Origin of the sequence: Aliiglaciecola sp. 2_MG-2023, from assembly GCF_030548145.1 — a bacterium.
GTDB classification, from domain to species: Bacteria; Pseudomonadota; Gammaproteobacteria; order Enterobacterales; family Alteromonadaceae; genus Aliiglaciecola; species Aliiglaciecola lipolytica_A.
Map to the genome: position 1 here is coordinate 77,579 of NZ_JAUORY010000019.1, position 23,727 is coordinate 101,305.

Sequence of the window (23,727 nt, forward strand, 5' to 3'; positions counted from 1 at the left end):
TCAATTAGGTCGCGGAATATTGAGTGTTTCGGGTGACACCTTGCTGGCATTTAGGGCTTCTAATGACCAAGCAAAAAGCGACTCTAAGCGAGCAAACTCTTGCTGTGCAGCCTCACCATACACACCGCTTAACTCATAGTAGTTCTGCCGTGCCCAGTCTTTGAGTACAGGTGAAGCCATCGCCTTTTTAAAGGCTGAAGCGAGTTGACTTTTAACCTCTGCTGAAGCCTGATTATTCACTGCAAAACCAATGGCTTGACTAATAGGTAGATGTTTAGACAACTCAGGAAAATCCACAAAGGCACTAGGAATTTTCTTGCCATCATGCATCTCAAAGGCTTCTGGATGCAGCATAGCTAGGGGTCTTAATTTGTTGCCTCGTATTAATTGGGATTGTTCTGCCATGGAGGTTATGACGAAATCAACCTCGCCGGTTATCACCGCAGTTTGCGATGGAGCTGAACCCGGATAAGGGATAAAACTGATATCTATGTCTGCAATTTTACTGAGTTCCATTAAATGTAGATGATGATTACTACCCAAGCCACCGGCGCCTGCACTGAAACTGCCGGGAGCGGATTTAGCCGCTGCGATCAACTCGGCAAGTGAATGGTAAGGAGAATCCATTTTAACGGATATAACATCTGGAGAACTACCCACTATAAAGGGATACCACACCTCGAATTTCTCTCCCCATCCACCATTAACCGCTGCAGATACATTTGAGCTTGCTAGGCCAACCAAATTATATCCATCAGGGCGTTTCCTTAAAGTAGAACTCATGCCTATTGAACCTGAGATGCCACCCGTCATATTCGTCACATTGATCCGCACACCGAGTTCTTTCGACATTTCAGCCATAATCACTCGATTTGCCGCGTCAGTGCCGCCACCAGCAGACCAAACGACAGTCGTTGTAATCGGTCGTTTTGGATAGCGCTGTTTTGCATCTGCCCCTGCGCTAACAAATAAAAAAGAAAATAAAGATATGAGTAAGGTTCTTAACATATTAATTCCCCGTGTCGTTCCCTAAGTGAATACTTTGCGATGTCAATGGCTAGTGATGTTTGTGAACAATCAATCATTAGTCTTAGCTGCGGTTTATAGCTTATCTAACTCATCCATAATACTGCGCGTGATCGTATCAGTTCCACAGGCACCACCTAGTTCATAAGGCAAAATATTCGAACTTGCGTAGGCATTTTCAACGGCTGTATTTATTAAGAGACCAGCCTGAATTGCTGCCGCGTTATCATATTGAGTCCCCAACCAATCCAGCATTAACGCGCCGGACAAAAACATTGCAGTAGGGTTCGCTTTACCCTGGCCAATAATGTCTGGGGCACTGCCATGACATGGTTGAAAAACAGCATTGTTTTCACCAATATCAGCAGACGGGGCCATGCCCATACCGCCCATCAGCCCAGCACCGAGATCAGATAGAATGTCACCAAACATATTTTCAGTTACCATGACATCGAAAATCCATGGTTTGCTAACCATCTGCAGCGCTGCTGCATCGACATATACATGGTCTGCTTCTATATCAGAATGCTTACTGGCCATTTCATCGAAAATTTGCCGCATAAAATAAAACGAACCTAACACATTTGCTTTATCCACACAGGTCACATTCCCTGTATAGCCTTTACGTTTTCTCTCTTTTGCAAAATTAAACGCAAAATCGAACAAGCGCTCGCACCCTTTACGGCTTATTTTTTGTGTATCAAAGGCAGCTTCATCGGCTCCTTCACCTTTAATGATAAAGTTTGTCCGACTCGCAAAAAGCCCTTCGGTACTTTCGCGGATTAATACAAAATCTAGATTTTTAGCTCGCGCGTCTTGCAGAGGTAAAGGTAAGCCAGGTAACGTTTTAACGGGCCGAACACCTGCGAAGAGATCAAGCTTTTCGCGTAACTCTAACTGCGGGGCAATTTCCCTACCATCTGGATAGCGAATACTTGGCATCCCCATACAAGCTAATAATGTCGCATCCGATTGTTTAGCATGTTCAAGAGCTTCTTCGGGAAGAGATACACCCGTTTTTTTATAGTATGCGGCTCCAGCTTCGAAAGAGATGAAATTTAAAGAAAATCCTCCCACTTTTTCCGCTACTTTGTTCAGTAAATCGAGACACGGAGGCGTGACCTCATGGCCAATACCGTCACCTGGAAATACTGTTATTGTAAATTGTTTTTTACCGCTCATGTTAGCCCCAATCATCCTAAGTTACTAAATGTAAGTGTTTTCTAATCGACACGCTTTAATCATCACAACTACACAACTAGAAGTTCATCATCATTTGACAATGTGTTTTCAAGTTTTTCTGTCGCTTTCACTGCTCAATTTAATCTCCACTACCTTGCCAAATAGCTATACCTATAGATCGCTAGTATGGGTAACCATATGCGTTTCTAACCTGATTTAAGTGCAATTTTAGTAGAGATAAGTATTGCAAAAGAAACAATGTATAAGTTAATCTAACTCCAATGTATACATTAATTTAAATTTACTGACGTTACGATGTCAATATATTTTTTTGGTAATCGTCATTTAGATGGAACAATGCGTTATGAATAATTACCTGCAGAAACCCATTCTCGGTTGTATTGCTGATGACTTTACGGGGGCTTCGGACTTAGCCAGCTTTCTGGTTAATAGTGGTTTAAAAACCGTACAGATCAACCGTTTCCCCCTTGATTCTGAACTTGAGCTAGAGGGTTATGACGCCATAGTCGTCGCTCTGAAAACACGTACTGTAGACGCTAGTGATGCAGTTGAAACATCGCTCGCCGCCTTATACTGGCTGCAAGGATTGGGCTGTCGCAAGTACTACTTTAAATACTGCTCAACATTTGACTCAACACCTAAAGGTAATATTGGCCCAGTAATAGATGCGCTGCTTGATGCATTAAAATTATCAAGTACGATTATTTGTCCTGCACTACCTGTTAATGACAGAACGGTATACATGGGCCACCTTTTTGTTGGTGATGCTCCCTTAAATGAGAGTCCCTTAAAAGATCACCCTTTAACGCCTATGCAAGACTCCTCGGTGGTGCGGCTCATTGAAGCTCAGGGGCGAGGTAAAGCGGTAAACATTCCCTATCACTGTATCGAAGGAGATGAGGTCTATTTTAAAGCAGCGTTACGTGCAGCGGCGAAAAATTATCGATATATCGTACTGGATACCTTAAGTACCGAGCATTTAGAACGCATTGGTCGAAATGTAGATGCATTCCCCCTCATCACTGGCGGTTCAGGTTTAGCTACCAATCTCACTCATGAATTTGCTCAATATGGCTGGGTAGCTAATTCAGTAAAAAACACAACGCAACAGACGGATGGGCCGACACTAATACTCAGTGGTAGCTGTTCTGCCATGACCCAGCGGCAAGTGGCTGATTACAAACAAGCACACCCAGCACTTTATATTGACCCTTTTAAACTGTTAAATCAAAGCCAAACCTATGAGCAGATACTCGCATGGGCCCTGCAAAACAAATCTGCAGCCCCCTTAATTTACACCACATCCTCGAAAGAAGTGGTCGATAAGGTACAAAGTGAAATAGGCTTTGAAAAATCCCAAGTGTTACTAGAAGGAACCTTAGCTAAACTGGCTGAAGACTGTATTAAGGCTGGTTTTAAAAATATTATTGTTGCTGGCGGTGAAACCTCAGGGGCCATTGTAAAGCGTTTAGATATACCTGCTTTCGAAATTGGCCAGAGTGTCAGCCCCGGTGTTCCCATATTGCATTCCATAACACCACCAATCATCAATCTTGCATTGAAGTCAGGTAATTTTGGTGATCAAACCTTTTTTCAATCTGCGCTGGAGAAACTCACATGTCGATAGACGAAAAAACCGCAAAACAAAAAATCGTCCAGTACGCCCGCTCTATTTTCGAGCGCGGCTTAACCTCTGGCGCCTCAGCGAATATGAGTGTTCGCATTGACAGTGGCTGGGTCATCACCCCGACCAATACGTGTTTTGGTTTTTTACAAGAAGACGAGCTGTCTGTTATCGATCAACAAGGTAATTTGATCCGCGGCAGTAAGGCTTCTAAAGAATTTAGCTTACACAAGGCCATGTACGATAAACGCCCCCAAGACAACTGCATAATTCATTTGCATTCCTCTTATGCAACAGCCTGGTCATGTTTGCCTGTAGATAATGTAGCTGACTGTGTTCCCACTTATACGCCGTATCTTACAATGCGCTTAGGGGCGATTGCTTGTGTGCCCTATTTTGCTCCTGGCGATGCAGGTTTGGCAGTCGCCGTAGGCGAGGTCGCAACAAAGCATGCGGGCGTCATCATGGCTAACCATGGACCGATTGTATCTGCCCAAACTATTGATGCCTGTGTCTATGGGATGGAAGAATTGGAAGAAAGCTGTAAGTTGGCCTTTATGCTTAGTAACAAACAGCCTCGTCTACTGACCGACAGCCAAATAAGTCACCTAAAACAGAACACTAAACCTTAAGGAAATTTATGTTTGTAGTTACCGTAAAATTCATTGTTAAAGACACTTTCCAAGCTCAATTTATGGAAGCCGTAAATAAACAAGCGAAAGATTCTTTAGATCTAGAATCTGAATGTCATTACTTTGATGTGTGCACGAGCAAAGAAAACAACAATGAAGTATTTTTGTATGAAATCTACGAGTCAGCCAAAGCATTTGAGCAACATTTAATGACGAGTCACTTCAAAAGTTTTAATCAGAAAACAACTGACTGGATAGAGTCAAAAAAGGTAGAAACGTTCAAACTGGCAAAGTAAAAACTCACAACCACTAGCGATCATAAAATGACAAAAAAGCCCCTGCACAAAAAGAAAAGGAATTACCCTCTAACCGGTTTAGGTAGATTAAATCAATTTTGTACTGAGGGCTTTAAGCGCTGCACGGGTTCAATCTCGGATATTCAGTTTAGCCAGTATATTCGAAACATGGTTTTTAACCGTACCTTCAGCTAAAAAACTGTTTCAGCCATTTTCTTGTTTGAATATCCACCAACGATCAACTTTGAGATTGCCCGCTCCCTTTTACTTAATGACTCAATATCAGGATCAGCAAAGGTATTAAGCTGTTCATGACTTAATTAATTGGTTTAACAATACAGGTGCGACTAACATGCCCCCATTGAACATAATGTCAATGGCCGTTTCAAGCTTCCCTGCATCAAATTCTTTTAGTAAAAAACCATTTGCACCGGCATACATTGTTTGGATAAATAAAGTGGGCTCTAAGTGGTTAATATAATCGCTTCAGCAGGCTTACTTTCCACTGGTTATTTTCTTGCTCAACAGCTAGCTCGCCGATTATAAGGTTACCATTGATGTTAAACCATAGATGCAAATGGCTCGCTTACCAAAGAAACTGAATCGCCACTTCATCACTTTCTTACTTTTATGAAGCAATAAAATCATTAGGCACTTCTGATTCATTTCTCTTTGTGACAAACCGACCAAACACAAAAAAGCCGAGCATGAAAAACATACTCGGCTTTAACCTACACAGAGATTTAGCGACTAACATCGATAATCGTTTTAATAATCGGCTTAGGGCTTAAATTACGGTCCCAGAGTAATGGGTAGTTTGTTCTGTTTGGGATAGGGTAATCGTTTTTCCATGACATGCCATCGTGTAGGCCCCAAAAAGTCACGCGGTCAATCTTGTCGCGTTTTGCGTAAAACAGTTCAAATAACGATTTATAACGGTCGTTTAATTGCGCTGCTACGTCGCTGGGTAAACCTTTTTTGTATGGGTCGAGGTAAGTTTCAAATTCTTCTAGCTGAAACTGTGGCTTCATCATATCGCTGCCAGTAATTTGCCCTTCTTTTGTTAAAGGCAGCACGTCTATATCAAGCTCGGTGATCATCACTTTTATACCCAGTGCAGCGTATGCCTCAATGGCTTGTTCAATGTATTCCATTTTTGGGAAGTTAAGTCCCCAGTGTGCTTGTATGCCAACGCCATCAATACGAATACCTTCTTTTTGCAGCATTTTGATCATCCGAATAATGCCGTCTCTTTTTTCTGGTCGCCATGCATTAAAGTCGTTGTAGTAAAGCTCAGTATTCGGTGAATACTGCTGGGCGTATTTAAACGCGGCTTTTACCATAGTATCGCCATCGCCTACGCGGTTAACCCACACAGTTGGGCGATAAGAGCCGTCATCAGCGATGACTTCGTTTACTACATCCCACGCATCTACTTTGTTTTTGTAGCGCCCTGCTACCAACTCTATATGTTTACGCATTTGCTCTAACTGCTGTGCTGGAGTATTTGGCTCGTTTTTGCTATTTGTAAAAAACCAATCAGGTGTTTGGTTATGCCACACTAAGGTGTGGCCTACGGTAAACATATTATTTTGCTTGGCAAAATCTATAAACGCATCCGCACCACTAAAATCTACTTGCCCTTTTTCTGGATAAATTACTTCTGCTTTCATGGCATTTTCAAGGGTAACGGTATTAAATTGCTTAGCAATAATAGACTGTGCGGCAGCGTTTTTACCTGTCACTATGTCTTGGTTTACGGCAACACCTATTTTAAACGCGTCGGCAAAGGCCTTTTTAAGTTCAACATCTGTTTGGGCGTTTACGCACCAAGGCCCGATAAGCAAAAGTAGTGGGAGTATGAGTTTCTTATACATATGAGTGCTCCGTTGATTCGTTATTACTTTCGATAAATATCATACAACGAAAAAAATAAATGTTATAGTCAAAAGGACTATTTTAGTTATACGTTAAGCAACAGCGAGTTATCATCTATGCTAAAAATACCAAAAAAAGAACTAAGCTTCGTCGTTTTAATGCTCTCTTTTCATCAAGCTGCATTAGCCCAACAACCTCATGATTCACCTGTACTAAATACATCGCAATGCCAAACAAATGGACAGTCACCCATAATAACTGACTCAAGGCCAACTCTTGTTAGTGACAAGTTTCTGTTTTTAGAGGGACCAACGTGGTCAAGCCAAGATAATGCGTTTTATTTTTCAGAAATGAACTTTGCCAGCTCGCAAGCATTTGGCCCGGACTCGACCATTTATAAATTAGTTTTGCCTAATACCATTACCACTTATTTAAAGCACAGTGGTAGCAATGGCCTATACGCCAAGGGCGAGATTTTATATAACCTTAATCACAACTCGCAGTCGCTTGCTAAAATCAATATAAAAACTAAAACAAATACGGTGGTAGTTAATAAGTTTAATGGCTTGAGTTTTAACTCCCCTAACGATATGACCTTGCATAAAAATGGTGATATTTATTTTACTGATCCTAATTGGCAATTAGGTGAACGCACACAACAAATGCCTTACACAGGTGTTTATAAACTAAGCAGTACTGGTGAAATTAGTTTAGTTGACGCAAGCCTTGAAAAACCCAACGGAGTTGCACTCTCCCCCGATCAACAAACCTTGTATATCGGCGATTTTAGTAACCGAGTAAGTAAATACACAATTAATGAACACAGTGAGATTTCGCCGCGGGAAGACTTTATAAAAGTAACCTCTCCCGATGGTATAAAAGTAGATTGCGCTGGTAATATTTACGTAAGCAGCCACAGTAAAGGCGTTATTAATATTTACTCACCCAGCGGCAGCTGGATCGATAAGATTGAAATTGGCCCGAATGTGACTAACCTTGCATTTGGTGGTACAGATCGCAAAACTTTACTAATCACCACAGCTAAGGGGTTGTTTACACTGGATGTAAAAATACCTGGGTTAAACAATTAAACTACCATGTAAATGCGATAATAGTTAATTTCAGTTAGGGAGTGAATACTCCCTATTTTTAGTTACTTGTTTTCACCCCCTTACCGGTTGCAGCCCAATAAATACCGCCATAAATATGCTCGGTTAAAAACTCACTTTTATACACTGCATTGGTATGCCCAAGGGCTGTATAAAATGAGCGACCGCCATCGTAATTGTGATACCATGAGATGGGGTGTCTACCCCCCATACCCGAACCTGTTTTGTCATTACCCCAATCGGCATTTGGGTTGTAACTTTGCTCATCAACCGTAAGTAAATAGTTTAACTTAGTTAGCTCTGGGCCAAACTCATACCACTCGTCAGTCCATAACATTTTTTGCGGCATGTGGTTTAAGCCAATAAAGTTATTATTAGGTACTTTGCTTAACACAGCGGTTTGCACAACTGGATGAATATTAAAGGTGCGTCCCACCAGCTTTTGATACCACTGCCAATCGTATTCAGTATCTGACGCGCTATGAATACCAACAAAGCCTTTACCTGCTCTTATAAATCGCTCAAACGCGGCTTGCTCTTTTAGGTTTAAAATATCGCCCGTGGTTGATAAAAAGACCACTACATCCACATTGTTTAAGTAGTCATCATTAAAATAATGGCTTTCTTCATGCCATATTAAATTAAAAAAGTGCTTATCGGCTAAACGTTCAAGCGCCTGAACCCCTTGAGTTTGTGATTTATGGTGCCAACCAGTCGTTTTGGTAAACAAGAGTACGTTAAATTGTTTTTTAGGGAGATTATCAAAACCGGTAGCAAAGCTATTTTGCGCCGTTACAACACTCTGAGCTAACAAAACAAAGCTTAATAGCCCAAGTTTATATACATGACTAAACATAGAATTCCTATTTAAAGTGCACAAACATATTGGCAGTTAAGCGGCCTGTTTGTGGGCATGATGAAATATCGGTCGTGTTATCGAGCAAACTTGAATGCAACAAGTAACCCGGAAATACAATAAGACGGTTAGGTTTATAAGGTATGCTCTTATAACACTCAAATTCACTGTGCTGTGCGGTGCAATACGCTGGTTTGGCATGACTGTTGTTTATAAGGTAATTTTGCGCATGGGTTAAATAGATGTGTTTTCGGTGCGAGTTTATTGTTTCAAACTCGGTTTTTTTATGCCTGAAAAAACCTGTGCCGCCATGCGCTCCTTCACCAAGGTAGTGAATTATCGCAATTAAGTTAGGGTCATTGGTATCAAAATGTGGCAAGGTTTGTACTGCTGATAACTGTTCTGGTGTTTTGGTAATTAACGACAAGCAGTTGTCTTTTGGACGTGGCATTAGTGTTTGCCCAATTTTAAATACTTTATAAAACCCTTGTATAAGGGGTTTTAAGTAATCAACCACATATTGCTTTGGCAGTGGCATACGCAAACCTGGATACTGAGTCACTGTATCAGGTTTAAACTCACTGTGGTTTTGCGCTAAATTTATAACTAACTGCGGCTCACTTAAGTAATTGTCAATAATAATAATGGGGGTTTGTTCTTGCCCTATAAACTCATATTGAGGCTGAATATAATTGCCAAGCGCTAACATAATACTTACCTAGATTTGCAATAATGATTAATAAAATCAATATGATTTGGTAGGCTATTTGCTTTTTTAGCAACGTGATTTTTAATTGATTGTAAAAAGTGTTTTAGCTCCTCATCACTCATACTATCAACTATTGGGTGATAATTTTGTGGCATTAAACCTTGTCCTAACATCACTTGTAACCACGATGCCTCACCAAAGAGTTCTTGCTCGGCTTTATAGACATGCCCACTTTGTAAAAATAGTTCAATACGTTTAGCAAGTGACTCAGGGATTGACATATTCTTACAGTAACGCCAAAAGTCACTGTCGTTGCGTTGCGTGACATGGTAATGCAGCACGATAAAATCACGAATATTCTCAGCTTCAAAACGCATTTTGTTGTTGAAGTCATCTTGATAGCTTGATTCTATTGCTTTGGTGGGCATGTTTTGCATTAATCTAACAATACTTTGTTGAATTAAATGAATACTGGTTGACTCTAGTGGCTCTATAAATCCGCTGGATAAACCAATAGCAACACAGTTTTTGTTCCAATGCTTACGCCGTGTTCCCGTACGATATTTTATAACACGAGGTTCATTGATTAGGTTACCTTCAACATTGTTTAGTAATGCTGTTTTTGCCTCTTCATCGCTCATGTATTTACTGCAAAAAACCAAGCCATTACCACGGCGATTTTGTAGCGGTATTTGCCACTGCCAGCCGCACTTATGCGCCATAGCTCGTGTATATGGTACTGGATGGTTTACTAATTCTGTTTGCACAGCAACGGCGCTATCGCTCGGTAACCAGTGGCCCCAATCTTCGTATCCGGTATGCAATGCTTGCTCTATTAGTAACCCTTTAAAACCGGTGCAATCAATAAACAAATCACCCTCAATGACGTTTCCATCACCTAACGTTAGCGATTTAATAAAGCCATTACTAGGCTCTAAGTTAACTGAGTTGATCATGCCTTCTATACGTTTAGCACCGTGTTGCTCAGCAAAATTGCGTAAAAACTTAGCGTATAGTCCAGCATCTAGCTGATAAGCGTGCTTACGATCTTGATTAGGCACAACGGCAAATTTCCCCAAACGGCTTGCTAAGTGCTCAGTGCAATAGTCGCCAATGTCTGCTGCAACCCCTTGTTGCATTCCCTTTAGCCAAAAGTGCTGAAAACCGGCAGCCCAGCATCCTTGTCCTACATAACCAAATGAATGAAAATAGTTTTGCTGCTCTTGCTTCCAGCCTTCAAACGAAATACCTAACTTAAATGTAGCATTGGTGGCTGCCATGAATTCTGATTCACTAATTTTTAGTAAGTCATGAAAGATATGCAAAGTCGGAATGGTTGACTCACCAACTCCAACGGTGGGAATTAAATCAGACTCAATTAAGCTGACTTCAATATTTTTACCCAACAATTTTGCTATTGCAGCACAACACATCCAACCAGCGGTCCCTCCCCCGGCTATGACTATTTTTTTTATCGCATTTTGATTCATGATTCTGTACCTACCTACTCGCTTAACGTCTTAATTTATTTTGTAATTCAGCTCTTAATTTTCGCGCAGTCAGCTCATCCATCGGGTTTGCTAACAAGGTTTGTGCATGCTCTGGAATATGTGTAAATTCGTTTTCAGAAAATACGTAATAATTAAACAACTGCTGCCATGCGGTGCGTTCATGTTTAGGTAAATTACGTATACTTAAAATGGCATGATGTAATGCGTTTCTGGGTTGGCCATAAAAAGCAGGGGTATTTTTAAACCAATAATTAAACAGTATATTTAATGTGCCAAGTCCTTCTACTTGATGCCACCACATACTAGGTAGAATAAGTGCATCACCCGGTTCAAGGTCGACTATATATGCGGTTTTTAGTGCATCTTTAAATTTTGGAAATTGCGTATCATCAAGATTCTTTGTTGTCGTTAAACTAATAGGTTGACCACCAGGGGCTCTATCCAATGGGCCAATATATAAGTTCTCAATTTGCTCTGGTGCGAATAACGTAAAACGTCTTTTACCGGTAACGCAGCATGCTAAATTTTGCGCTACATCATAATGCGCAGGCACAGTTACTTTGCCACCAGCCCATAAATTAAATAAGCAGCCTTGATTTAATGGCGCGACAGAACATAAATCAACGAGTTTAGGTAAACACTGGGCAATACTGGTGGAGCCTATATATATAGTTTCGGCTACAGGCTGATTTGCAGTATCAACTATTTGCTTAAGAACATCGATGAATGCAGCCTGCTTATTAGCAAAGTTAAAACTTGTCATATCGCTGTTATACGAAATCACACCATGTTGATCCGCTGGGATCGTACAAGTGTTTACTAAAAAACCCTGATAAAACTGCTGTAAATAATCAATTGCAGTGTTATCTGATATCTGCCCTGCTCTCACTAAAGGCCACTCACTGACAAAGCCTTTTAACACGATTGGCACTGCGGAGTTTAATAACTTTGCGGGTAAGGTATCAGGTGTTAGGCCCGAGATTGTTTGAAAGCTTTCTACACAATTTGCCATAGCAATACACTTCTATACGGCGATCTTTTGTGATACCAGCTGCGCATTTTTAAGTGCCACTAAATCACGAATATGCACTTGTGAAGCGATTACCATATAAATTTGTGCTAAATAACCTTGTGAATGCAGCTGGGCAATTACATCATGACTTAGCTGCTCAAGCGTATCTTCGTTTATGGTATAAAAACCCAATAAGCTATGTTTTACACCATTGACTAAATCAAGTTCTAAGGTAACTGATTCAAGTAGACCATGTTTAATCAGCGTTTTAATAAATGGTTGGTTTTCTTGTAAGCCATGATGAAGGTTATCAAGCACAGTGACCACTTTTTCGAGGTATTCGCTATTACCTCCATGCTCTAAGAATAAATCAATGCCCTGTTCTGTCGATATTTTTGGCGAGTCGAGATCAATACTGATCACATACTCTTGAGTAGCTACACCGTCTTGCGTGGTATTTTGAGTGGCAATGTAAAAAGGCAAACGTTGCATAGTTAAAGGAATATAGTTCGCTTGCCACTGTTGATTTACCAAGAATAAATTTTCATCCTTGTTAATACCGTATAAACATACTGGCGAAAACGTATTTGTTGCATCATCTTTACTGAAAAAAATAGGATAATGTGCTTGAACGGCTTTAAACTCACTTGGGAATGTTTCGCTATACCAGTATCCGTCACCTAGTTCTGCACTGCGCTGAGGATTTATTTTTAAATGCTGGTGCTCAACATTGTTTAATAGGGCATGGTTGCTCATGAATTGAGGCTCCAATTATTGTGGCCACAGTATGCACATGTAACCGAGATAAATGTAAAAAATAAGTTAAAGTTAAATTGACTATAACAGTTAGTGTAACATTTTACTAGAGAGCCATTAGCAAAAAAAAAGCTGCAAATGCAGCTTTTTAAAGAGGTTCAGTTTCAGAATTTATATGTTAAAAATTATAACGAACACCCAAACCATAACGAGATCCAGTTTGCGTCATTTTATAGATAAGTTCTTTAGTACGACCATATTCAGTGACGTATTCATCTGTGATATTAATACCTTCAATAAATACGGTTAGGCCTTCAACAGCAGGCACTTCATAACTAATATTAAAATCTATTTGATAATATTCATCAGTATAAATAGGCGCTGTTAAGTCACCATTTACACGACGTTCATTAAGAAATGCATCACGCCAGTTGTAAGCAATACGCGCTTGTAAGCCCTCTTTATCATAGAAGAACACAACATTCGCTGTATCACTTAAACCAACTAATGCCTCAGTATCATCCAATGAACTATTATCATACTCAAGTCCTGAATCAACCATAGTATAGTTAACAATGCCACCAAAGCCTGATTCACCAAATAGGTGTTGAATGTTAAATTCAAAGCCATCAATTGTATGCTCAGTATCACCATTAACAGGCACATTCAATCTAAAGATAGCTGTTTCATCGGTTGCAGGATCTCCAATGATACTACCGCCGATTAGCACACCATTTTCGTCGAATTTAGGTTGTACATTTGGATCATCAGCAAAGTTTTCAAAAATATAATTTCTGATCTCCTCATTTGATGGATTTTCACCTAGTGCATTAACCGCGGCCTTAAACTTCTCGCCATTTAATGGATCGGCTAAGTTAAAGATAGTTGAATCGACAGTACCCGTTGTAATCCAATTACTAACATTTTTTCTAAAGTAACCAAATGAAACATAGCTGCCTTCTGAGTAATACCATTCACTCGTAATATCAAAGTTTATTGACTCTAAAGGCTCTAAGGCTGGATTACCTGAGTTTCCTGAATAACCGCTTAGACTACCGCCGGTGTTAACTGATGTACCACCTAACAATGCGTTGTATCCTGCACGTGAAATTGTTTTACTTGCCGCAGCTCGCACCATTACATCGTCAACAACTTCAATATTAAAGTTTATATTTGGTAAGATCTGATCGTAATCGGCAGATTGGCTTAGCGTTTCAATACCTGTTAGACCTGTAACAGAGGTGGCAGTATCTTCATTCCATTCTATGCGGCTATAACCTGGTGCTGATGCTTTAGAAAAGACATCGGTTTTTTCATAACGCAGGCCCACATGTAAGTCAAAGAACATATCATTAAAGTCCCCCTTATAATTTACTTGTAAGAATGCAGCTTTGGTTTTTTCTTCAGTAAAGCGGTTAGTGTCTGCATCCCAATTAGTTGATGCACAGAATTGACCTTCACCATTGGGACCTGCAGCAGCACCGGCTGCTGCTTTACAATCCCCCCAAACACCATCTACGTTAGCAGTTGGATCGGCAAATTCTGCGGCATTAACAATTGCATCAAAGTCTGCAAAGAAAATTGTATCAAATAAATCGTAGTCGGCTTGTGTTGCTGTGCCTTCGAAGTTACCTGCTTTAGCTTGAAACTTATCTAATATTGTATCTTGACGCCAATCGATATCAGCAAAATCACCTTCAACTCCTACACCACCCCAGTCAGGACGCTGTACTTGAGTATGGCGATAGTGGTTATTTACTGTATTAACAGAAGCTCCAAAATCAATACTTAAATTATCATCAATAAAATATTCACCTGAAATTTGGGTTTGATCGATTTCAGAATCATATTTATCATTTGCAAACCAACTTCCCGATAAGCGCAATGTATCTGGGTTAAAGTTTTCAATATTACCTGTTGCAATGCCTGGTAACTCACCCGTTAAGTCTAAGCCTGCACGTGTGCGTGAATATGACGGTAGTTGAATATTATTACGTGTACCATGGCGGGGATCTGATGCTTTCATTTGCGCTTTAGAGCTATGGTGATCAAACTCTAAATTAAGCTGGTCTGAGACAATCCATTCAAGGTTAAAACCAATTGAATCGGTTGATTCGTCGCGCCCCCAAGCACCTACAGTTAATGACGTATCAGCGTACTCTGTAGGGTTGTTTATTTCATATATTTCGGAATAAATCAGTGGATATGAATTCGGCTCTCCGGCCCAAACCGACTCACTTCGATCGCCAGCATAGTTAAACCACACAGAAGCATCTGAGTGTTGCTCTTCAACGTTTGTTCTAAATGTTGTGTAATCTAAAGTAGCCGTTACATTTTCGACAGGTTGGTATTGTAGTACCAATTGACCATTAATACGCTTACGTTGACGTTCTTCAAACACATAACGTGGTTGTTGTGGATTTGAATATATACCTGTAGTCGGACGGTTGGTTCCGCCATCAGCACCAGCAGGCACACCGCCCCAACCAGTATTTGACGCATCTGATGCTCTATACCCTTGGTCTTGTAAAAACTGCTGCATACCGCTTTCGCGTTCTTGATAACTACCTGAAATTGAAATACCAAACTTGTCATCAGCGAACGTTTGAGAATATAAGCCACTCAATTCTGGAGTTACATTTCCTTGCTCTGTTGATTGATCATCAACAGCTTTTACGCCAAACGTTGCTTTAATGCCAGGGGAGCTTAAAGGTTTATGGGTAGTTAAGTTAATTGTCGCACCAATACCACCTGAGGTAACACTAGCATCAGATGATTTATACACTTCTACACCCGATACACTTTCAGATGCAACGTTTGCAAAATCAAATGTTCTATTACCCGTTGTATTAGGTAATTGACGACCATTTAAAGTAATTAAGTTATTCGCAGGACCAAAACCACGCACGGTTACGCGGCTTCCTTCACCACTTGCTCTATCAACGGAAACACCAGTGATGCGCTGTAATGACTCAGCTAAATTTGTATCTGGAAATTTCCCCATATCTTCCGCAGATATCGCATCAACAATCCCACTAGAATCGCGTTTAATATCCATTGAACGCTGCAATGAACCTCGGATCCCTTTTACTAGAATTAATTCCACGTCTTCATCAGCATCATTTTCCGCTGCATAAGTTAGGTTTGAAACGCCGACTGTACTCAATGCAGCAAGTATGGCTGTTGAAATAACTTTTTTCTTAAACATATTGGTGCCCTTATCTTTAATTTATTATTGGCATTCGTCAATATGCTATGCGTTGATTAAAGTGCATAGAAAACCATTTAGTTATGTTTTGACGGCCAATAAATAATTTATTGTGTGTTAAACGTATACAAAGAATACAATTAGTCATGAATAAGCCTCACTCATTTATTTTGTGAGTAATAATTCTTTCTAATTCTTTGTTTTAATTTCTATTTAATTGTTTCCTAAAATATATTTTGTCACCTCCTTTAGTTACCCACCCAAGTAATAGTCTTTTAGACTACATCTATTCAGATTAAAAAAATCACTTTTTATGCACAAAATGAAGTGTTCCCATAGGGGTAAATTGTCGTTATTTTACCGCTTTCATCATGTTCAAGTTCGGCCATTTTGATACTACGTAAATGGGTTTGACCGCCGGACAACGAGCTATCGTGATAAAACAAGTACCAACTAGCATTATGCTTCACTATTGAATGGTGAGTCGTCCAGCCCAGTACAGGGGCTAAAATAACGCCTTGGTAGGTAAACGGCCCATAGGGATTATCACCCGTAGCATAAACAATTTTATGCGTATCGCCCGTTGAATACGAAAAGTAATAAACGCCATCATGTTTATGAACCCAAGGGCCTTCAAAAAAACGGCGGTTGTTATCGCAAACGGTAATTGGTTTGCCGTTTTCGTCTAAAACAATCACCTCTTTTACATCTTCGCTTAGGCTTATCATATCGTCCGCAAGCTTTGCTACACGCGCCGGTATTGCTGGTGTTCCATCTTTTGGGTAGTTATTTTCTTTATTAAATTTACCCGTTTGCCAGTTTTGTAACTGCCCCCCCCACAAGCCGCCAAAATACAAGTAATAACTAGAATCATCATCTTCAAATACAGCAGGATCGATACTAAATGTACCTTGAATGTAATTATCTTCAGCTTTAAATGGCCCAGTTGGCCTATCACTTTTGGCAACACCGATCCTAAAAATACCTTGTTGATCACGCGCCGGAAAATAAAGGTAATATTGACCTGATTTGTGTGCAGCATCAGGAGCCCACATTTGTTTACTCGCCCATTTAACATCATCAACACAAAGTGCTACACCGTGATCAATGGCTTTACCTGTGCTCTCATCGAGTGAAAATACATGGTAGTCACGCATTGCAAAATGATCGCCGTTATCATTGATCTCATTTTTTGATTCAATATCATGGGACGGATAAATATACACTGTGCCATCAAATACATGCGCAGACGGATCTGCGGTAAACATGTGATCAACTAATGGATTGTGATTCGGTATTAACGAGTTAGCTCGTTGTAAGTCTTTTAATTGTTTAAGTTCAGCGTCACTTAATCCATTGGATGATGGTGCTGTTTGCACTTTATTTTGCATATTCACTCCTAGTATTACCTGCACAATCAACGCCTTTATGAAGGATGAAATTGTGCAGAAAAATTAGTTTATTTTTTATTATCAGCCAGTTGCGTTTGAATGTACTTTACTTCTGGCTCAGTTAATTTGTAACGTGTTATAAAAATTAAGCATGCCACGGTACAAATCACTGGGATCCCAGCAAAGGCAAGTAAAATACCTGATAACGTATGTTCTGATTGTTCTTGATTAGGTACGTAAGCGTAACCAGACAATATCCAACCGGCGAGAGCACCGCCAATTGCAAAGCCAAGTTTGATTGCTAATAAATGCCCTGAAAAAGTAACCGCAGTAAGTCTGCGACCAATCTTTAATGCACCGTAGTCAACGGTATCTGCCACCATAGAAAACATAATTGGGGTAATAACCATATGTGCAAAGTTCGCAATAAAATAGACGATAAAAATAGTCACAATTGCATCGCTTTCAAGTACATAGAATAAGCTATGAGAAATAATCACAACCACTAAAGCAGTTTGAAAAAGTGTTTTCTTTTCAATGAATTTAGTTAAAAAGTTAGTAGAGACAGCCCCTAATACTGAGCCAATTGCAGACAATGTTAAAAAGTTAGAAGTAAGCGATTCCTCTCCTACATAGTACTTAATATAATGCGGTGCGACTGAAGCTCTAACACCAATTAAAATCAATGTTGCCAGGCTGATAACGGCTATTACAACCCATTGATCATTTTTAAATAAACTTAAAAATTCCATAAAGGCATTTTTTTTACCTTGTGCGAGCTCAACTTGCTTCGTTTCTTTGGTCATTTTAAAACACAGTAAGAAACACACTGCCGCAAGGCCACCTAAAAATACCATTGCTAGCGGATAACCAACAACATCATTACCATCACCAAAAAAAGCAACTAGCTTAGGTAATGCCCATACAATGACAAGTAATGCAGCCATTGCCATTGCAAATCGATAGGATTGTAACGAAGCACGTTCTTTAGGATCGTTAGTCATTACTGCGCCAAGTGCGCCATATGGTATATTGATGGCAGTATAACAAGTCATTAATAAGCCATAGGTAAAGTAGGCATAGATAAGCTTACCTGTGGCATCAAAATCAGGGGTTATAAACGCTAAACACGCAAACACACCATATGGCACAGCTAAAAATAAGATATAAGGACGATATGATCCCCAACGGCTTCGAGTTCTATCCGCAATGCTCCCCATAATTGGGTCGGTGATACCGTCAAATAAACGAACTGCTAACAACAAGGTACCAGCAGCGGCTGCAGATAAACCGTAAACATCGGTATAAAATATCAGCATAAAATTGGCGACCATCTGAAATACAATGTTACTGGCTGTATCACCAAGGCCGTACCCTAACTTTTCTTTAATTGTAAGCGTGTATTTTTTGTTGTTCATGTGTGCTCAATTTTTAACGCAAATCGAAATAGTCAAAAATACTATATGTATTTTTAGCACATGTAAACAATTACGTTACATTTGCGTTACAATTTTAGGTCATTTGGTAAATTAGGTGATAGTCCTCGCCGATAAAACATCCAAATTGCTAACAATTGAATACATAAATAGATCAACAAATATATAACTAAATTGCTTCGCTCAACATATTCAATTAAATACCGCTTATAACGTAATAGACCAGGTTGATGTGATTGTTTTAGATGGAATTTATCCGCCTTTTCATTTGCACTTTAAGCTTATTTTATATAAGCTTAATAGTCACTATAACAATATCCGTTTTATAGTATTTTTCGAGTAATTTATGCACCATAAAACATCAAACATTTCTAACAATATTAACGAAGAATTGATTCCTGATGATTGTATAAGCAATCTAACAGTGGATAATATTGTGTTTGCTGTTCATGAAGGTAGATTGAAAGTTTTATTGGTTAAATATAATCAAGGCCTTGCAACAAGCCAATGGGGTTTGATCGGTCACTGGGTTCGTAAAGACGAAAACTTAGATTCAGCAGCCCTGCGGGTAGTTAAAAGTACCACTGGCGTTGAAAATCTATATTTAGATCAGTTAAGTGCTTTTGGTAATGTCGATCGTTACCCCGCCAGACGTATTATTACGATTGTTTACTACTCATTAGTTCGCTACGAGGAAACCAACTTAGTAAGTGGTGAAAACGCTTTAGAGTGTGAATGGTTTGATGTGAACAATGTGCCGCCTTTAATGTTTGACCACGCAGACATTCTAGCCAGCGGCTTAGATTATCTACGATATAAAGTAAGACACGAACCTATTGGTTTTAGCCTGCTCCCTGAAAAATTTACACTTCTAGAGCTACAAGAAATTTACGAGTCAATTCTTAATAAATCGCTCGATAAACCTAACTTTAGACGTAAATTTCAAAAAATGAACCTACTTATAGACTGCAAAGAAAAACAAAAAAATGTCGCTCATAGAGCCGCGACCCTTTATCGTTTTGATATAAACGTATATGAAAAGCTAAGAGAATTTGGTTTTACATTTGAATTTTAAATACTCTGATAAATAATTGCTGACTCAAAATAAGCCGACCATATAAAATTAAATTACATACTGTAATTAGTATACCTTAAGTGACAGTGCAACAAGGATTATTCCAACAAAAGTGATTACATTTTTAGCTTAAGGACCGAAGACACAAACACAACTTCAGTTAAGCTTGTACCTGCTCCTCTGACAATAAAGACCATAGCCAGGCATAACCCCTTCCCTTTTTGTAATAAGTACACTCAGTCCATTTCGTTGCGAAGATGTAAAGGTATACTTATAGTTGCAACGATGATAATTTCCAGCATAAAGATCCGCTTGAGCAACAACAGACACTTCAACATAAGTAGATTCGTCTTCTATGGCCGCACACACTTTCATCAGCTTTGGTTCATAAACAGTACCGCGCAATACAGGTGATAGCTCGACTTTGATCTGCACACCGTTGCGAGCAACGATCAACCTTAGAGCATCGCGTTTTGAGCGATAGGCTTCCGTTAGCTCGATGTCTTTAAATGCTATTTTTAAATCTGAGCTAATAGCATCAAGTGCATCGCAAATTTCCTGCAAGGCATCATCACGGCTCTTCATTGGCAGATACACCAAATCAATATCGACCGATAAACGAGGAAAGTCTCTGACAAATAAATTGATTGCTGTACCACCTTTGAGGGCAAAGCATTGCTGTTTGGCAACGAAAGGCAATACCTGTATCAAAAGCTGTACTTGTTTGTAATAAATACTATTTCTATCCATCGCTGAACTTATCCTTTACTTGCTAACGCCATATGCTGAGGTACGGTTATCAGATACTCTGTATCCAGCTTCCCACCTTTAGCAACAACACGCTTACCTGAACCTAAGTCGTAATTTTCTACATTTAACTTATCAAACCAAGGATAAGCTTGGCGTTTTGCAAACCAAAAGAATAAGCGTTTGACCTTTACGCTTTTACACTCCTTTAAGAGCGCATCAAGCTTTCTTGGAGATAAGTTCACCAACCCCTGCATTAGCTCATCGGCATGTTCAAATGACACACTTTCAGGCAAATCCATCAACACTTCCAATATGGCTTTTTCCGGACATGAAAAATATACAGGTGGTAATTGCTCTCCCCATTCATGCTTTTTAACGAACGCTATATCTTGGGATAAGCTATCAGGCCACAGTTTACTTGTACTATGTCCTTCGAACTTAATTGGCAATGACAGTCTCGCAAGCCAGGAAGGAAGCTTTTTCGTTGCATATAAATGAATATGAGCCGTACTTCCTAATGATAAATATTGCGACAAACCAGATATGGACAATGCTGACAATCCACCGACCACGATAGACGGAAGTTGTTCATCGACACTTTTTTCCATCATACGCTGCATTGAAGCTACTACGCCTTCCCAAGTGACTGCTAGGGAATACTGACTGTAAACACCTGCAGCTAGTAGCAACAACGTATCGGTTTTGACAGCATTATCTAACGCATGAGCACTCAAGCCTTGCTCTGCAAGCCACTTCTTTGTAGCTAACATGCCATAAGGTAAAAGAGTTTTAAGAGATTGCTTATATGACTCTTTCACCGTTTCACGCTGGGAATGACTAACCATTTCTAAACACCAAACCCTTCTTCTAGTTTATCTCTTTAGGATTTCGCGGCGCAAATCGCCGTAAAACCTAGTTTTAATAAACTAACACAACAAAGGGAAGTTTACCATTCTTTCTATTTACGGCGCATAACGCCGTATAATTGCCATTTATTAAACCAGCCCAGCTATTAACCCAAGCGATAAAATATCAAGCCCCATCCGCAGAGGTACTTATTGGCTCAAACCTATGAATAACAAGGGCTACAAGGCGGTTTGTGTCATGAATAGCAATCAACATGCCTAACGAGAAAAATTTGTACACACTGTTTGTACACTCGCAACGATGACACATCAAAAACCACAATGACGAACCCTTTAAATTCATAAGCTTACAAACATAAAACTAGAGATGATCGCATTTATTCCGCTTTTGTAATGTCGAAACCAAAGTACCAAAACCAGGAGGTGATTTCTTCATCAAACCCAGTAACCACAAGGCCTACAGCCAGATTTGTGTCATAGAACTTTCGCCAAAGGCACCTAAAACGGAATTTGTACTCAAGTTTGTACACACTTTCCGAGGTTACGCTTGAACATCATTGAAAAGCAAAGAAACGAGAAAAAGACAAAAAGCCTTTAAATTCAGTACGTAGAGATGTGATTGTGGTGTGCAATGAAAGGTGGTTTTAAGCGCTGAAAGGCTGGGCGGCATCAGGGTGGGAGATGATCGCAAAGGTGCGACGTTTATCGACTTCTTGCTGATATGACATGGGCCCTTCAATCTAGCTAAATTATTACAAAGAATTTCGGGCGCGAATTGTATATGAGATAGGCGAAAAAGTCCCGTTGCTTGTTAATTGTTTCAACTTTTTCAGTAAAATAACCCTAGATCTATAAAAATAAAGTAAAAAAATGAAATTTTAGATTTACTGTTAGATTTTTTTAGCTTATATTTTGGACTGGTAAGTTTTTTACCTACTCATAATTTTTTTACTGGAAGATCCGATGTCACGAAGAAAAAGATTTAGCGGCGAGCAACTGCGTTCTTTGAGGAAAGAAGCTGGTTACACTCAAGAAGAACTTGGTCAGCGAGTTGGGATCAGCAGAGAGACTGTGTCAGCTATTGAAAATGACAAACCTGAAACGATGAACAGTATCGGCGTAGAAGTTATTAGTAAATGGTGGTCAGTATGCCGCCAAAGGGCCTCTGAACAAACTAGAGAGTCTTTTTTCTCAACAGTGATGGATTATTTCGGCTTTTCCCATAGCTGATGCTACTTTCCCACTATTTACCCAAATTGCTAACAGCCCTCCTAGGAGGGCTTTTTATCTTTGCGGGTATGTATACTTTTGGTAACCCCCTTTTATTCGACCGATTGTTTATTTGTATCCTTGTATTTACCGCTATCGTCTGTCGAAAAAATGTCAACGTTTTAGGGGTTGTCATTATTTTGGTAATTCAAAGACTGGTTGAAGAAACCGCATGGTCGATTAGCGAATTAGAATTTGCAGATCTAATAAAAGCCTCGTTTTACCTTCTTAGTATCGCGGTCTATTGGAAAATCAAATACGACAAAGCATCCAGGTTACTGCTTTTAGGTCTTATCATTTCTTTATCCGCTGAATTTTATTGGATATTGAATCAACAACTCGCCCCTGAAATCTATTGGTATATTACCTTACAGTCTTCCTATTTATTTGCGCGGCACCTTTTTTTCATGCGTGTTGCTTACATGTCAGATATTCTGCCCAAACAACAAATTGAGTCAATCAACCTTGATTGGCAGATGTATAAATTAAATGCCCTGTTTGCCGTACTTCAACTATTTATGATTTTTGAATACATAATTCGTAGTGTATTCGAATATAAAAAAGTACTGTTGATTTGGACTTCTTATCCATACCTAGCTCAACTTTGCTATACCTACCTTATCTGGATCGTTTTCTACGAAAGCTATAAATTGTTAATTCCTAAGCTACTTCGCGCATAAATCACTGCAAAATTGTTTAAAAAAAACGCATACTGTTACACTGTTGTGGATTTAAATCCACATTTTGCATTTTGATTAAAGATGAGGAAAAGCAATGAGAAGCGAAAATATAATCAAAGTCGCCCTGCTCACGTTACTACTGACCACCTCAGTTGTGGCTTCTAACGCTTATGCAGGTTCTAAACAAAAACCCCCTATAGCCGAAACAGTTAATGCAAGCGCCTGGTACGACAGTATTATTAGCTTGTTCAACTTCTAAGCCACCATATCCATTTACTAATTTAAGGAATAATCATGAAACACAACACACTAATCAAAGCCGCTATGCTAACAATCGTTATGACCACCTCTGTTGCTGCCACCAGTGCACACGCTGGCTCTAAACAGAAGCCACCTATTGCTGAAACAACTCAAGCAAGCTCTTGGTACGACAGCATCCT

21 protein-coding genes and 1 pseudogene are annotated in these 23,727 nt (G+C 39.6%); 8 read left to right on the forward strand and 14 right to left on the reverse strand.

The features are described 5' to 3' along the window. Positions 1–1,008 (reverse strand): tripartite tricarboxylate transporter substrate binding protein, encoded by a 1,008-nt coding sequence (locus tag Q4567_RS16890; protein ID WP_303501188.1) that lies wholly within the window; start codon positions 1,006–1,008, stop codon positions 1–3. A gap of 93 nt (positions 1,009–1,101) precedes the next feature. Continuing rightward, complete coding sequence (locus Q4567_RS16895; protein ID WP_216050156.1) at positions 1,102–2,208, reverse strand: isocitrate/isopropylmalate dehydrogenase family protein; 1,107 nt, start codon at positions 2,206–2,208, stop codon at positions 1,102–1,104. A 364-nt stretch (positions 2,209–2,572) separates the two neighbouring features. On the opposite strand from Q4567_RS16895, the gene otnK reads away from it, so the two are divergent. Genes otnK through Q4567_RS16910 form a run of 3 tightly spaced genes read left to right on the forward strand, consistent with a single transcriptional unit; the run spans position 2,573 to position 4,781 of the window. Further along, complete coding sequence (otnK, locus tag Q4567_RS16900) at positions 2,573–3,856, forward strand: 3-oxo-tetronate kinase (RefSeq protein WP_216050155.1); 1,284 nt, start codon at positions 2,573–2,575, stop codon at positions 3,854–3,856. Then, complete coding sequence (locus Q4567_RS16905; protein ID WP_216050154.1) at positions 3,847–4,485, forward strand: aldolase; 639 nt, start codon at positions 3,847–3,849, stop codon at positions 4,483–4,485. The genes otnK and Q4567_RS16905 overlap by 10 nt, the downstream gene beginning before the upstream one ends. 8 nt (positions 4,486–4,493) lie before the next feature. Then, a complete protein-coding gene (locus Q4567_RS16910; RefSeq protein ID WP_216050153.1) occupies positions 4,494–4,781 on the forward strand; it encodes a putative quinol monooxygenase in 288 nt (95 codons plus the stop codon). 129 nt (positions 4,782–4,910) lie between these two features. Here Q4567_RS16910 and Q4567_RS22270 read toward each other — a convergent pair. Then, positions 4,911–4,976, reverse strand: a pseudogene (locus Q4567_RS22270) (LuxR C-terminal-related transcriptional regulator); the annotation flags it as partial. 548 nt (positions 4,977–5,524) lie between these two features. Next, positions 5,525–6,658 (reverse strand): endo-1,4-beta-xylanase, encoded by a 1,134-nt coding sequence (locus Q4567_RS16915; RefSeq protein ID WP_216050152.1) that lies wholly within the window; start codon positions 6,656–6,658, stop codon positions 5,525–5,527. A 117-nt stretch (positions 6,659–6,775) separates the two neighbouring features. Between Q4567_RS16915 and Q4567_RS16920 the strand changes: the two genes are divergently transcribed. Then, a complete protein-coding gene (locus Q4567_RS16920; RefSeq protein WP_303501190.1) occupies positions 6,776–7,750 on the forward strand; it encodes an SMP-30/gluconolactonase/LRE family protein in 975 nt (324 codons plus the stop codon). Positions 7,751–7,808: 58 nt separating this feature from the next. Here Q4567_RS16920 and Q4567_RS16925 read toward each other — a convergent pair whose 3' ends face one another. The 8 genes from Q4567_RS16925 to Q4567_RS16960 form a co-directional block, all read right to left on the reverse strand. Continuing rightward, positions 7,809–8,624, reverse strand: coding sequence for a ThuA domain-containing protein (locus Q4567_RS16925; RefSeq protein ID WP_216050150.1), 816 nt, complete (start codon positions 8,622–8,624; stop codon positions 7,809–7,811). A 7-nt stretch (positions 8,625–8,631) separates the two neighbouring features. Then, positions 8,632–9,333 (reverse strand): DUF6445 family protein, encoded by a 702-nt coding sequence (locus Q4567_RS16930; RefSeq protein ID WP_216050149.1) that lies wholly within the window; start codon positions 9,331–9,333, stop codon positions 8,632–8,634. 5 nt (positions 9,334–9,338) lie between these two features. Next, positions 9,339–10,823: a tryptophan halogenase family protein gene (locus tag Q4567_RS16935; protein ID WP_216050148.1), complete on the reverse strand. Its 1,485-nt coding sequence runs from the start codon at positions 10,821–10,823 to the stop codon at positions 9,339–9,341. Positions 10,824–10,845: 22 nt separating this feature from the next. Next, complete coding sequence (locus tag Q4567_RS16940; protein WP_303501192.1) at positions 10,846–11,856, reverse strand: cupin-like domain-containing protein; 1,011 nt, start codon at positions 11,854–11,856, stop codon at positions 10,846–10,848. Between the two features lie 12 nt (positions 11,857–11,868). After that, positions 11,869–12,612 (reverse strand): SapC family protein, encoded by a 744-nt coding sequence (locus Q4567_RS16945; protein ID WP_216050146.1) that lies wholly within the window; start codon positions 12,610–12,612, stop codon positions 11,869–11,871. Positions 12,613–12,790: 178 nt separating this feature from the next. After that, positions 12,791–15,820 (reverse strand): TonB-dependent receptor, encoded by a 3,030-nt coding sequence (locus tag Q4567_RS16950; protein ID WP_216050145.1) that lies wholly within the window; start codon positions 15,818–15,820, stop codon positions 12,791–12,793. Positions 15,821–16,131: 311 nt separating this feature from the next. Continuing rightward, positions 16,132–17,211, reverse strand: a complete 1,080-nt coding sequence (locus Q4567_RS16955; protein WP_303501194.1) for a glycoside hydrolase family 43 protein — start codon at positions 17,209–17,211, stop codon at positions 16,132–16,134. Positions 17,212–17,279: 68 nt separating this feature from the next. Further along, on the reverse strand, positions 17,280–18,629 hold the full coding sequence (locus Q4567_RS16960) for an MFS transporter (RefSeq protein ID WP_216050143.1): 1,350 nt from the start codon (positions 18,627–18,629) through the stop codon (positions 17,280–17,282). A 364-nt stretch (positions 18,630–18,993) separates the two neighbouring features. On the opposite strand from Q4567_RS16960, the gene Q4567_RS16965 reads away from it, so the two are divergent. Beyond that, positions 18,994–19,722 (forward strand): NUDIX domain-containing protein, encoded by a 729-nt coding sequence (locus Q4567_RS16965; protein WP_216050142.1) that lies wholly within the window; start codon positions 18,994–18,996, stop codon positions 19,720–19,722. A gap of 156 nt (positions 19,723–19,878) precedes the next feature. Here the strand turns inward: Q4567_RS16965 and Q4567_RS16970 are convergent, their stop codons facing one another. Then, complete coding sequence (locus Q4567_RS16970; protein WP_303501195.1) at positions 19,879–20,472, reverse strand: nucleotidyl transferase AbiEii/AbiGii toxin family protein; 594 nt, start codon at positions 20,470–20,472, stop codon at positions 19,879–19,881. An 8-nt stretch (positions 20,473–20,480) separates the two neighbouring features. Beyond that, positions 20,481–21,317, reverse strand: a complete 837-nt coding sequence (locus Q4567_RS16975; RefSeq protein ID WP_303501196.1) for a type IV toxin-antitoxin system AbiEi family antitoxin — start codon at positions 21,315–21,317, stop codon at positions 20,481–20,483. Between the two features lie 984 nt (positions 21,318–22,301). Between Q4567_RS16975 and Q4567_RS16980 the strand changes: the two genes are divergently transcribed. From Q4567_RS16980 to Q4567_RS16990, 3 genes are all read left to right on the forward strand, one after another. After that, positions 22,302–22,568, forward strand: a complete 267-nt coding sequence (locus Q4567_RS16980) for a helix-turn-helix transcriptional regulator (protein ID WP_216050139.1) — start codon at positions 22,302–22,304, stop codon at positions 22,566–22,568. 179 nt (positions 22,569–22,747) lie between these two features. Beyond that, positions 22,748–23,287 (forward strand): hypothetical protein, encoded by a 540-nt coding sequence (locus Q4567_RS16985; protein ID WP_216050138.1) that lies wholly within the window; start codon positions 22,748–22,750, stop codon positions 23,285–23,287. Between the two features lie 94 nt (positions 23,288–23,381). Continuing rightward, complete coding sequence (locus Q4567_RS16990; protein WP_216050137.1) at positions 23,382–23,546, forward strand: hypothetical protein; 165 nt, start codon at positions 23,382–23,384, stop codon at positions 23,544–23,546. Positions 23,547–23,727: the final 181 nt, after the last annotated feature.